Origin of the sequence: Bradyrhizobium sp. INPA03-11B (assembly GCF_040446015.1) — a bacterium.
In the GTDB taxonomy this organism is placed as follows: domain Bacteria; phylum Pseudomonadota; class Alphaproteobacteria; order Rhizobiales; family Xanthobacteraceae; genus Bradyrhizobium; species Bradyrhizobium macuxiense_A.
Genome location: NZ_JASGSR010000063.1, coordinates 1 through 12,402 on the forward strand (window position 1 = coordinate 1; position 12,402 = coordinate 12,402).

Annotated in this window: 11 protein-coding genes and 1 tRNA gene; 9 read left to right on the top strand and 3 right to left on the bottom strand. The window is 62.8% G+C overall.

Annotated elements, in window-relative coordinates:
* The first annotated feature begins 252 nt into the window (after positions 1–252).
* The 5 genes from QMZ05_RS24480 (at position 253) to QMZ05_RS24500 (ending at position 8,294) form a co-directional block, all read left to right on the top strand.
* Positions 253–1,164: a hypothetical protein gene (locus tag QMZ05_RS24480; RefSeq protein ID WP_353703066.1), complete on the top strand. Its 912-nt coding sequence runs from the start codon at positions 253–255 to the stop codon at positions 1,162–1,164.
* 92 nt (positions 1,165–1,256) lie between these two features.
* The gene (locus QMZ05_RS24485; protein WP_353703067.1) at positions 1,257–2,087 is read left to right on the top strand and encodes a hypothetical protein; all 831 of its coding nucleotides are present in this window, start codon (positions 1,257–1,259) and stop codon (positions 2,085–2,087) included.
* 125 nt (positions 2,088–2,212) lie between these two features.
* The gene (locus QMZ05_RS24490; RefSeq protein ID WP_353703068.1) at positions 2,213–5,086 is read left to right on the top strand and encodes a peptidase domain-containing ABC transporter; all 2,874 of its coding nucleotides are present in this window, start codon (positions 2,213–2,215) and stop codon (positions 5,084–5,086) included.
* On the top strand, positions 5,083–6,483 hold the full coding sequence (locus tag QMZ05_RS24495) for an HlyD family type I secretion periplasmic adaptor subunit (protein ID WP_353703069.1): 1,401 nt from the start codon (positions 5,083–5,085) through the stop codon (positions 6,481–6,483). The genes QMZ05_RS24490 and QMZ05_RS24495 overlap by 4 nt, the downstream gene beginning before the upstream one ends.
* 38 nt (positions 6,484–6,521) lie before the next feature.
* The gene (locus QMZ05_RS24500) at positions 6,522–8,294 is read left to right on the top strand and encodes an SEL1-like repeat protein (protein ID WP_353703070.1); all 1,773 of its coding nucleotides are present in this window, start codon (positions 6,522–6,524) and stop codon (positions 8,292–8,294) included.
* A gap of 125 nt (positions 8,295–8,419) precedes the next feature.
* Here the strand turns inward: QMZ05_RS24500 and QMZ05_RS24505 are convergent.
* The 3 genes from QMZ05_RS24505 to QMZ05_RS24515 form a co-directional block, all read right to left on the bottom strand.
* Positions 8,420–8,509, bottom strand: a tRNA-Ser gene (locus QMZ05_RS24505).
* Positions 8,510–8,600: 91 nt separating this feature from the next.
* Positions 8,601–9,803 carry a site-specific integrase gene (locus tag QMZ05_RS24510; protein ID WP_353703071.1) on the bottom strand — a complete coding sequence of 401 codons (1,203 nt, stop codon included), beginning with the start codon at positions 9,801–9,803 and terminating at the stop codon, positions 8,601–8,603.
* Between the two features lie 49 nt (positions 9,804–9,852).
* Positions 9,853–10,209 (bottom strand): hypothetical protein, encoded by a 357-nt coding sequence (locus QMZ05_RS24515; protein ID WP_353703072.1) that lies wholly within the window; start codon positions 10,207–10,209, stop codon positions 9,853–9,855.
* Between the two features lie 157 nt (positions 10,210–10,366).
* Here QMZ05_RS24515 and QMZ05_RS24520 point away from each other — a divergent pair, with 157 nt between their 5' ends.
* From QMZ05_RS24520 to QMZ05_RS24535, 4 genes are all read left to right on the top strand, one after another.
* Entirely contained in the window at positions 10,367–10,570 is a 204-nt protein-coding gene (locus tag QMZ05_RS24520) for a helix-turn-helix domain-containing protein (protein ID WP_353703073.1), read from the top strand.
* Entirely contained in the window at positions 10,557–11,261 is a 705-nt protein-coding gene (locus tag QMZ05_RS24525; protein WP_353703074.1) for a hypothetical protein, read from the top strand. The genes QMZ05_RS24520 and QMZ05_RS24525 overlap by 14 nt, the downstream gene beginning before the upstream one ends.
* A gap of 339 nt (positions 11,262–11,600) precedes the next feature.
* The gene (locus tag QMZ05_RS24530) at positions 11,601–11,960 is read left to right on the top strand and encodes a hypothetical protein (protein WP_353703075.1); all 360 of its coding nucleotides are present in this window, start codon (positions 11,601–11,603) and stop codon (positions 11,958–11,960) included.
* Positions 11,953–12,366 (top strand): hypothetical protein, encoded by a 414-nt coding sequence (locus QMZ05_RS24535; protein ID WP_353703076.1) that lies wholly within the window; start codon positions 11,953–11,955, stop codon positions 12,364–12,366. Before QMZ05_RS24530 ends, QMZ05_RS24535 begins: the two co-directional genes overlap by 8 nt.
* Positions 12,367–12,402: the final 36 nt, after the last annotated feature.

Sequence of the window (12,402 nt, forward strand, 5' to 3'; positions counted from 1 at the left end):
AGCACCGGAGCTACCGGTGCAACGGGAGCCACAGGCCCGAAGGGTGCCACCGGCTCGACCGGGGCAACCGGTTCGTCCGGAGCGACGGGCGCGACGGGAGCCACCGGCGCAACCGGCAGCACCGGAGCTACCGGTGCAACGGGGGCCACAGGACCGAAGGGCGCCACGGGCTCAACCGGTGCGACCGGGTCGACTGGAGCAACGGGAGCAACCGGAGCGACGGGAGCAACCGGGCCATCAGGGGAGCATGTCGTGACCGCGAATGGTCCGACCGGCGGCGCTGAGATCGTTGCTGCGAACGAGACGTTGATCCTGACAGGCAGCAACTTGTCCGGAACGGTCGATCTCTATAACGCAACGCTCGTGATCGAGGGAACGAACAACGGCGGTCTGACGATCAATATGGCGTCAGGAACCGTCAACAGCGTCGATCTCCTCCAGGTGTCGAGCAATGCGGGCAAGAACCCGTCTGTCGAACACTTCGATGCTGGCGACAGCATCGGAGGTGTTGGTGCCACCGTGCCGACCTGGAATGGCAGTGGTCAGCTGACGTTCGATGGTGGGCGGGTGACCATCGACAGCAGCAACCAGGTTGGTGCCGGCTTCTATTCCAATAGCGGTACCGCAACCTACGACGCTCACACCTACACGGTGTGGACGCTCGATCCGCCGAGGGGCGGAGCGGGAGCCACTGGAAGCACAGGAGCGACGGGTTCGACAGGCGCAACGGGTAGCACGGGTGCGACCGGAGCGACTGGCGCGACGGGTTCGACTGGTGCCACCGGAGCGACGGGCGCAACCGGAGCGACCGGTGACACCGGCGGGCATGGCGACACTGGCTCGCACGATGGTGGTCACGACTCGACGCTGACGACGTCGATCGACCACAACAGTGCCGTCGGCCCGTTGAAGGCAATGTTCCTGCAGACGCAGCTGGCGGAACTGGACCAGGTCGTCCATTCCCTCGAGCAAGCCGCGGGCGGCAAGCAACTGGTGGCGGATCTGACCACCATCAAGAGCTTGGCCGAGGCTCTGCTGGCCAGGATCAATCAGTCGAGCACAGGCTCGGCGAACGATCCGAACCACAGCAGCGGCACTGCCTATGTCGGCCAGGTCGACGAGCGGCCCGGGTGGATCGACCATATGCCGAAGCACGACTCTTAGCGGTTGCGAGGAGAGCGGAACGGGCGCTGCGGCGCCCGTTCCTGGTCAGCCAGATGATGTTAGGTTCGAGCGCAATGGGCCGGCGTCGCTTCTTGAAGCTGACTACGGCAACACTTGTTGCTGGCGGGAGCACCGTGTCCGCGCGTGCAAGCACGAGGAATCTGCTGACCGTGCCGATCCAGTTGCTCGGCGATTGGAGTTACGGCGAGGCGACGTTGCGCGTGTTGACGCGCGTCAGGGCCGTCAATCTCGGCAAGCTTCGCCTGTTGTCCGATTGTCAGCCCGCAAAGTTGTTGATCGAGAACCATCATCAGGGCCCGCCCGCCGTCTGGCTGCATCGCGATCAGCCGCAGGCTGCTTCGATCATCTTGAACGTCGGGGCGGCCGACTGGTGCAAGACTGCCTATCAGTTCGGCCACGAGCTCGGGCATGTGTTCGCCAACAGCTGGCAATTCTCGGCAAAACCGCAGCTGCCGACCCAATGGCTTGAAGAAGCCTTGGTCGAGACGTTTTCCATTCATGGGCTCCGGCTGCTCGCAGACAGTTGGGAACGATCGCCGCCGTTTGCCGACGATCAAGCCTTTGCCGGCGCGATCCGGAAATACCGGGTCGACCTGCTTCGGCCCGACGAGCCGAATAGTTCCGCGGCTTCGTCCGAAAACGCAGCATCGTGGCTGCATGCAAACCGGGAGCAGCTCGAAGCAGGGCAGTCGGTTTCGCGCGGGCCGGCAATTCAGGGCATCCTAGCCGTCTACGAGAGCGATCGCGCTTGTATCGAGGATATCGGCGCGCTCAATCGCTGGCCGGAACGCAGCTCGCTTCCGATTGATGCCTATCTCGCGCGTTGGAAACGAAGCTGCGCGGAAATAGGGGCGGGCGGAGCATTGCCGTCTCGTCTGGAACAATTGTTTGGGCTCGCCTAGCGCGGCGAGATCTGGGCGCGTGACGTAAACCAAACACCGGATTTCCAGAGTCGATCCGGCTCAAAAACGTTGATTTCGCCGAGGCATAATGAAAAAATACCGCATATTTCGATTGGAGCTTTATATTGGCCGGCCCAGGTAGTGGAAGCGACCAGGCAGGCGAAAACAAATTTGTTCGCTTGCTGCAAAAGGCTATTTCCGGCTTGAGCCCTGGCGACGAAGCAGGGCGACATGACCTCTATTGTCGCGGCCGGTCGTTGCTCGCCAATCGTCTGCTGGAACGCCACGACCTTACACGCGAAGAGGCCGAAGCGGAGGCGCGCGCATTTGACGAAGCGGTGATGCAGGTCGAGGCCAACGCACGCGCTGAGGCGTCGTCATTCGGCCGGCGAGAAGCTCAGTTCAAAATTGCGACAGTCGCGCTCACGGAAGCAAGAATTGCGCAAGCCCCGCCGGCGAAGCGTGCTCGGCACGGCTCGAAGCAGGCGGACCAAACGCCATCGCGGCCGCCGCAACTGCGGTCTTTCGCCCCGCGTAAGGGCAGGCGTGAGCTTGGCCGGGCAGCTCGCGACGCCTGGACACGCGTTGTTCCCCGGCTACGTCACCTGGCCGAGTTCGCCACTTGCCGTGTGGTCGCGGCGTTCGCGGGGATAAGGCCGCAGATCGCGCGGCGCGCCTCCCTTTTCGTTTCTGGGTGGACAAAGGAGGCTTCCGGCGGATCGGCACGGGAGCCGGGCGTCGACAAGACGGGGCAAACAGTTCTGAAGATCGGTCCCGCCGCGCCGAGCGAGGCCGCCGATGGCGGCTCAAACCCGCTGCGCCAGGTTCGCTTGCAGGCGTTGATCCAGGTGGCGCGTCACCACGGCGTCGAACTCGACGTCAACGAGTTCAGAGGTGACGCATCACAATCGCTCCCATCGGCCGCGTCGATGTCGGAGTGGGCGCAAAGCGCGGGGCTGTGGTCACGCGCCATTCGCACCGGCTGGCGCAACTTGCTGCGCATGAGCAGCGACGAACCGGTGGTCCTGCTGTTCAAGGATGGCAGCGCCGGGCTGATGGTCGGCGTCAATGCCGAGCAACGCGTCCTCCTGATGCGAGACCCCGGCGCCCCGCCGGAGGCACGGCCTGTCGCGGTTGATGAGTTGCGCCTCGCCCAGGTCTGGGAGGGTGAGGCGATCCTGGTACGCGCCAATCGCGGACACGTCGCGGCCGACGCGCCGTTCAGCTTACGCTGGTTGTCGGAGCTGGTGCTGCAGGAACATCGATCGCTGCGCGACATCGGAATAGCTTCCGTCACCATCAGCTTCCTCACCATTTTCCCTCCGCTGCTGGTGATGACGATGGTGAACAAGGTGCTGCAATTCCACAGCACCTCGACCTTGATCCTGCTGGCCACGGTGATGGCGGTGGTCGTGGTGTACGAGGCGATCCTGGGGCATGCCCGCCGACTGATCATCGCGGTGGTCGGCGCGCGTCTTGATGCGCGGCTCAATCTGCACGTCTTCAATCGGCTGTTGCGCTTGCCGCTCGACTATTTTGAGAGACATCCTGCGGGCGAGACCATGTTTCGCATAGCCCAGGTCTACAAAGTGCGGCAGTTCCTGACCGGACGGCTGCTGACCACATTCCTGGATCTGATGACGCTCTGCGTTCTGCTGCCGTTCCTGTTTTACCTGAGCCCGATTCTGGCCAGCATCGTGCTCGGTTGCGCCTTCATGATCCTGCTGATCATTCTGGCTTACCTCAAGCCGATGCGCGAGATGTATTCCCGAGTGACCGCGGCCGAGACATGGAAGTCGGCCACGCTGGGCGAGACCATCGTCGGCATCAAGACGGTCAAGGCCCTGGCGCTCGAACCGCAGCGCCGGTCGTTGTGGGACGAGCGGATTGCCGAGGTCGGCAAATGGCAGCTCGCGTTCAGCAAGCTTTCGAACTGGCCTCAGACCCTGGTGACGCCGATCGAGCGCATCATGGTTATCGGCACCGTGATGCTGGGTGCCTACATCGCCATGAACGATCCGTCCGGCTACATGGTTGGAGGCCTGTTCGCTTTCTTGATGCTGTCCGGTCGGGCGGCGCAGCCGCTTGTCGGGCTGGCGCGCTTGATCGAGGAATACGAGGAGATCGGTGCGGCCATTGGCGAGGCGGCGTCGGTGCTCAACCGGCCGACCGAGAGCAATGCGCGATCGGCCGGGCTGCGGCCAAAATTCGCCGGCGAAATTTCGTTTCTGGACGTTACCTTCACCTACAGCAACACGACTGTGCCGGCGCTGGACCGTGTTACCTTCGCGATGCCGGCCGGAACGACGCTCGGAATTGTTGGACGCAGCGGCTCCGGCAAGTCGACGATTACCCGTCTGCTGCAAGGGATCAATCGCGACTACAAGGGCTTCGTGAAGATCGACGGCGTCGATTTGCGTGATGTAGATCTGCGCCATCTGCGCCAGAGCCTGGGCGTCGTGCTGCAGGAGAACTTTTTGTTTCGCGGTTCGATCCGCGACAACATCATCGCGGGGCGCCCCGGCCTAACGCTGTCGGACGCCGTCTACGCCGCGCGGCTCGCCGGCGCGGAAGAGTTCATCGAGCGGATGCCGAACGGCTTCGATACCTACATCGAGGAAGGTTCGCCCAACCTGTCGGGCGGCCAGCGTCAGCGTCTTGCGATCGCGCGCGCCCTGATCACCGACCCACGCATTCTCATTCTGGATGAGGCAACGAGTGCTCTCGATCCGGAAAGTGAAGCGGTGGTCACCGCCAACCTGGAGCGGATCGCAACCGGCCGCTCCATGATCATCGTTTCGCATCGGCTGTCGTCTCTGGTCGATTGCGATCAGATCCTGGTGTTAGACCAGGGTCGTATCGTCGATTGCGGCAGGCATGACGTCCTGGTGGAGCGTTGTGCGATCTACCGCCAGCTCTGGAATCAGCAAAATCGTCATATCACGGCGCCAAAGCCGAGCGCGGCGCCGCGATTGGTCACGGGGGCACCAGATCAATGAGCGACGTCCATACGCCGTCATTGCCGACCCTGTTCGGTTCGCGGAAAAATGATCCGACCCTGCCCATTATCCTCGAGTTTCAGCAACCCTCGACGGCCATCATCAACACCCCGATCCCACGCTCGGCGCAGCACATGGTCTGGCTGGTGGCCAGCATGGTATTTGCCTTGATCGTGATCGCCGGCGTGTTGCCGGTGGATCAGGTGGTTTCCGCGCGAGGGATCGTCGTCTCCGAGGCGCCAACAATTCTGGTACAGCCGCTCGAGACCTCGATCGTGCGGTCGATCGACGTGCGGGAGGGACAACGCGTGCATGCCGGCGACGTGCTCGCCAGGCTTGATCCGACGTTTGCGGAAGCCGACCTCGTCGCGCTCGAAGATCAGGCCAGCAGCCTCGACGCTGAAGTCGCGCGGTTGCGTGCCGAAGCGGATGGCCAAGCGTTCAAGTTTGACGGCAGCGATCCGCATTGGATGCTGCAGGCCTCGATCTTCGAGCACCGCCATGCGCAGTTCGATCTGAAACTGCAGAATTACGATCAGAAGCTCAAGGAGCTCGATTCGGTGATCGCCCGCTCGAACTCGGACGCGGCCGGCTATCGCGAACGTCTCGATGTCGCGCAGAGCATCGAGGACATGCGCAGGAAGCTGGAGGCGACCCAGACCGGCAGCCGGTTGAACTCGCTGATCGCCAAGGATACCCGCGTGGAAATGGAGCGCGCTCTCGCTAACGCCGTCGCGACCGGCGAGGGCGCCAAGCGCGACCAATCTGCGCTTGCCTCCGAACGGGATGGCTTCATCCGCGGCTGGAAGGCCGAAACGTCGCAGAAGCTGCAGGAGAGTTCGGTCAAGGCGGCGAACACCCGCGAGCTTGTAGCCAAGGCGAAGCTGCGCCGGAAACTGGTCGAGCTCCGCAGCAATGTGGATGCAATCGTCCAGGCCGTCTCGAAAGTATCGGTCGGATCGGTGATGCAATCGGGACAGCAATTCATCACGCTGGTGCCCACGGATGCGCCGCTTGAAGTGGAAGCCAACATTCCGGGCCGGGATAACGGCTTCGTCCACGTCAACGATCCGGTCGCGATTAAATTCGATACCTTTCCGTATTCGCAATACGGCATGGCGGATGGTACCGTCCGCGTGGTGAGCCCCGATGCCTTCAATGCGCAGGCTGAAGCGCGTAATCCGACGAGCGCAATTCCCGCAGCCGCGACGACGGAGCCATTCTATCGCGGCCGGATCAGCCTCGACCGGATGGCTTTGCACGACGTGCCTGCGGGCTTTAAGCTGGTGCCTGGCATGCCCGTGACTGCGGACATCAAGGTTGGGCAACGCACAGTCCTCAAATATCTGCTCGGACTGATGCTGCCGGTGACCCAGGAGGCGATGCGGGAGCCCTGAACCTTACAGTCTGCGACGAACGACAAAGCGGTTTGCATATGCTGTTTGATCGACTGATCGGCAAAGCCTCGCCAGCGGCCGCGTTGCGTCGCGGCCTGGGGTTGCTCGAGAAAGAGCAGTTCACGGAAGCTCTGCCACTGCTCGCGCAGGCCGCCCAGGCGGGCTTGCCCGAGGCTGCATATCAGATCGGCCGGCTCTACCTGCAGGGATCAGGTGTGCCTTACAGCCCTGCCGAGGCTGTGCGCTGGCTGGAGCAGGCAGCTTTGCATGGCAGCGTCGAGGCCCAATGTTTGCTCGCGGCGCTACTCGTGCAGGGGCTGGCGTCCGCTCCGGAGACGAGCGCCGGCGAGGGCGCAGCGCGGCTCTTTTCTGCGCCTGCAACGAATGTCGCCAGCAGCGCGGCCCCCGATTTCGAAGCTGCGCACAAATGGGCTCATATGGCGGCACATGCTGGCTCGGCGGAAGGCTTGGCCTTGCTCGGCTATGTCTTGACCTATGGTCCGGAGCATCTGCGCAATCTGGACGAGGCGCGCGACTGCTATCAACGTTCGGCTTCCGGCGGCTGCGCGCAGGGCCACCTCGGTTACGCGCTGACGCTAGCCGGTGACGTCAGGCTCTCGGAACGCAAGTCGGAGATCGCCGAGCATATTCGCGCCGCTGCCGCCACGGGGATTCCGTCGGCTCTCTACATGTTCGGCGTTCTCGCCGAAGAGGGAACCGGCATCGAGAAAGATCCAGCCAGTGCCGCCGAGCATTTTCGAAAGGCCGCAGAACTCGGGCACCGCACCGCCCAGATGAAATGGGGAGCAGCCCTGATCGAAGGCAGGACCGTGACCCCGGATCCGGTACTCGGAGAATCCTGGTTGAGACGCGCTGCGCTCGCGGGAGATGCTCGCGCGGCCGAGATGATCGGCGATCTCTACACCAAGGGCGGCGCGATGCCGCCGAACTACGCTGAAGCTGCGAACTGGTACCGGCGCGCCGCGGAGGCCGGCAGCGCAACCGCGGCTCGCTCCCTGAGCTCGTTTTATATGACTGGCGCGGGAGTGCCCACCGACGCCGAAGAGGCCGCCAGGTGGTTGCACGCAGCGGCGGATGCTGGAGACAGCAGCGCCCAGATCGCTCTCGCTCAACAGCTACTCGCGGGTCTCGCTATGCCCGGTGGGCGGCCCCCGGTGACCGACTGGTTCAGGAAAACTGCCGCCGGTGGCGACCTCGCCGCGGCCTTCAATCTTGGAGTCTGCTTGCTTCAGGGGGTGGGCGCGGAGCGAGACGAGCAACAAGCTGCTATTTGGCTGCGGCGGGCGGCAGAGGGCCTGCCGGAAGCCCAATTCATGCTTGGTCGGCTGTTGAGCGAAGGCCGTGGTGTCCAGGCAGACCTGAAAGCCGCACGCGAATGGTTTGCGCTTGCCGCCGAGGCCGGTAACGCGGACGGTCAGGCGGCCCTGGCCGAAATGCTGGTCAACGGCCGCGGCGGCCAGACGGACGTCGGGAAGGCAATCAAGCTCTGTGAGCAAGCAGCCGAAAAGGGACATAGCGGCGCGATGTTCGCGCTTGGCGCGATCCACAGTGGAGGTCATGGCGCCGCGATCGACCGGGCTAGAGCCGCGCACTGGTTTCGAGCCGCCGCCGAACTGGGGCACGGCCACGCGCAGCTCATGCTCGGGCGCTATCTGCGATCAGGAGCTGCGGAACCACGGAACGTTCGCGAGGCCCGGTATTGGTTTGAGAGTGCCGTAGCGCAGGGTATTCTGGAGGCCGAGTCCGAGCTCGCCGAACTGGCGGCGGCCACTTCAAAAATTGCCGTCTAGCAAGCAGATGCGGAAGTCTGAGCGATCAAATCAATAACCGTGGATTCCAACCGTAGCTTTTTGACTGATTGCGTTATCAACGTCGTGCAGAGGATGGACGTGGAGAACAACGGAGAACAGTGTACTGGCGGAAGGGGTGGGATTCGAACCCACGGTACCCTTGCGGGCACGCCGGTTTTCAAGACCGGTGCCTTAAACCACTCGGCCACCCTTCCGGATCAGGAAAGTCAGGCACTTACCGTAGGGCGGGGCCGAACGCAATGCGAACGGAAGTGGTTTTGGGGACAATTCGGGGACAAACGAACTTCAGGACTTGAGAAAACTCGCCGCCAGCGCGGTGAGGGTGTTCGCAAGCCGTTCTTTCGCGTCCTTGCTCCGCTTCCGCTTCGAGTAGTTCCGGAGCACCACGGCCGGGTCGTCGCCGATGCGCTGGGCGACGAGATCGACGGGCATGCCAGCATCGAGGAGGGCTGTTGCGTGGATGCCGCGCAGGGTGTGGAGCTTGATCCCGAACTTGAGCAGGTCGGCACGTCGCCGGAATTCCTTGCTGACGTTGCGCGGAACGCGGGGGGCGGTAAGGACGAGCGCATTGCCAGTGTCGGGCACCGCCGGGAACATCAGCGCTTTCGCGGGGAGCTTAACCAGCGACAGGTCGACATCGACGCCGTCCGGAATGCCAGCGACGAGCCGCTGCAGCCGCCGCTTCTCGCCAAGCAGCATTTCAATGGTGGCATCGTCGAGGTCAACGGTGCGACGGCCGCGCGCTGTCTTCGGCGGCTTGAACGCGAGCTTGAACTTCTCAGTCGGAGCGCTTCGGTCCAAGGCGCGGCGGATATCGAGAGTCTTCTTCTCGACATCGAGATCAGCCCAGCGCAGGGCCAGCAACTCGTTCCGGCGTGCCCCCGTTGAGGCGGCGAGAGCGACGATGGGATAGAGGCCGGATGGCCTGAAGCCCTCAACGAGCGTGGCCAATTCGGCCTCGGTCAAACCCTCGCTGTGATCGTCAAACTCCTGATCCCCGTCATCATCGTCGATATCGGCAACGACCGGCTTGGCGTCGGGCCTCGGGATACGCACTACCTTTTCCATCGGATTGGCGGCGATGAGACCGGTTCGCAATGCGGTGCCGAGGCTGGCATTGAACACGCTGTGGACGTGCCGCGCCGTTCTGGGAGCGATCACGTCCTCCAGACCGGCGTAGATGTCGTCGATGTCGGTCGACCGAAGCTTCTGCAGTAGCTTGTCGCCGACTTTCGGGGTGACATGCACGCGCAGCAATTCTTCGTACCGCTCCAACGTCCGTTGGCCGACCCGTTCGCGCCGCCGCCCCGGTGCGCCCAACTCAATCCAGCGCTCGAACCATTGCGCGACGGTCAACTTGCTGGTCTCGACGGCGTTGCCCTTGTTGCGGGCGTCGACCAGTTCGGTCAGCTTCGTGCGCGCCTCGGCACGTGTCGTGCCTTCTGGCATGGTCTGCGACTGCATCTTGCCATTGATGCGGTAGCGCAAGCGGAATACGCCACTGCGCTCCTCAATGGACCCTTCGCCGTGCCCTCGTTTACTTCGCCTTCGTGCCATTCTCGTTCCCCTTCGTCAGTATGACTTCGTGAAGTTTCAGCGTCCGATCTATTCGCTCGATCGCCTGGGCGATCTTGTCGAACTCGCCGGCCTTGTCGCTCATTAGATCGGTGACGAGGTCTCTAATGGCGCTTGAGAACTCGCGAGCCGTCTTCGCGGCCGTGATGTCGATGACGGCGGACATCGCCTCATCCATGAATGAGCGCTCCAGACGCCGCTCGATCTCACGGTTAACCGAACCGTGCCCTTCTTTGTTGGCCGCCGCCTCCAATAGGCGGCGGGTCTTCTCGCGTATCCGCACTTTGACGGCGACAACTTCGGTCGGTTTAGCTGCCATGAGTCTCCTTCCTTCAACGAGTCCCGCTGAAGTACCACAATTTCGTAGGGGACACAATTGTCCCCAACCGGGGTCAGTTCTTGACGACGCATCACAACACACTCATACCTAGAGCAACCGGCGCGCTCATCTCGCCGGGGGAGTGGAGTAATCGAAGATGCAGAAGCAGAGCCCAACGCCAGAAGGCCACCCGGCTAAGACGCTGACCGTGCCCGAGGCCGGCAAGACCTATTTCAACTTGGAACGAGACGCCGCTTACGCCGCCGCGCGGCGCGGCGAGCTGCCGACCATCAGGATCGGCAGGAGCCTGCGGGTGCCCGTGATCGCACTTGAGCGGATGCTGGAGGATGCAGGAAAATGAAAACCCCGAGCGCGGTCGCCACCGCGTCGGGGTTCTCGAATTCGGTAGGTTGTTGCAGCAGTCTTCGGAATACCGAACCGCGCGCCCCGGCGCAATCATCTTCAGCCATTGCCATCAACGATGGCCCTTCCATCGACAAGGGGGCGTCATCGTGATCGACATCACCGCGAGCAGCAGCGCCGTCATCATTCCGCATCCCGCATTGAACGGCGCGGGTAAGGCGACCACGACAAACATCGAGGTCGAGAAGCGGTCGAAGGCCTCAAGCCCGAGCCGGTGGACGCAGAAGGGCATCATGGAATGGCTGGCAACGAAGATGGCCATCCTGAAGCCGGGGCCATTTCAGGTCCTGTTCGCCATGGCACGATACGCGGACAAGGACTCCGGGAGCTGCTTCGTCTCGCTGGACACGCTGGCCGCCGACCTCGACACCTCGGTCGGCTATGTCCACAGGCTGGCCAATGAGCTGGCTGAAGGCGGTCACATTCGGAAGAGGGCCGGGCAGCAGGGACGTGGCTATTCCAACACCTATTGGCTGATCGGTAGTCCCGAGGAGATCGAGCAGTTCCAGCGCAGCGAGGCAGCGGTGCGTACCGCGCGCCGCGAACAGTTCGAGACCAGGGCGGCCCCGACAACAACAATGCTGGACGTTGGGACGCCCGATCCTGCCGACGACGAAATCCCGTTCTGAAAACTTCGCTCCAGTGAACTTTTGTGACGTGACAAAACTTCGCTCCAGTGAAGTTTGTCACAGCCGGAAAAGCTCACGAAAAGCTCACTAAAACTTCGCTATAGCGAAGAGAACTATAGAACTAGGAACTAGGAGCGCGGGCTTTCGCCCGCGCGTTCTTTATGTGGATAGAGTCTGTCACGCGTTATGTCACAGAGCGTGACCTCGACTCCGTCTTCGACGGGTCTCCGTCACGCTGGAGAACACCGAGGCACTTCCTCGGCGACTCCCTGAATATATTTGCGCGACCGCGTCACACGCGCCTTGGCGCGATGCACGCGCAGGCGTAGCTTCGCGAACATGAGCGACACCGACGTCATCGAGCGAGACCGCAAGGGCCGATTTGTAACCGGCTCAAATGGCGGCCCTGGTCGCAAGCCTGGCAGCCGCAACTTGCTGAGCACCCAATTTCTCGACGACCTGCGCACGGTCTGGGACGAGAGCGGCATCGAGGCGTTGCGCCGTTGTGCCACGGAAGAGCCCGCGCAGTTTGTCCGCGTGGTTGCCGGCTTGCTTCCGAAAGACATCCATCTCGATGTCACCCACGGCTTGAACCCGGATTCGTTCGTGCAGACCTTCAGGGCCGCACAGGCAATGCTGGGCAACGAGCCTTCGCCACCGCTGCGCCAGCCCGTGCCTCGCGTGATCGAACATGACTGATCGGCGCAAACTCGTCCGGGAAGGCGCTGCGCAGTTGCGCCAATACACAGCCACGCAAGGCCCTCCGCCTGTCGACGGTGAGCCGTCGCCGTTCAGGAATTTGGCCGAGGCCATCGCCTACGTGACCGCGTGTTGCCGGGATGAAGGCGTTGACGAGGTCGCGGCGAGCGAAATCCTGCTCTCGGTCGTCGACCTTCCCCGAGAAGGCCTGCTTGAGGCCGAGGAGCTGCTGCGCGCGCTCGGCTATCGCGAGATCGCCACCATGATGCGACGACTAGCGCGCAAGGCGCGCTCGCGTCCGCGTGATCAGTGGATGCGAAGTGGCATGTATGCACGCACAGAAGGCGCTGCCTTGTCCCCGAGATTGTCCCCAAGGCATCGCAACAGGCCAGCAATCGCAAGCTGACTCAAGCACTTCGCTCGTGCCTGGCACCGGTTTGAA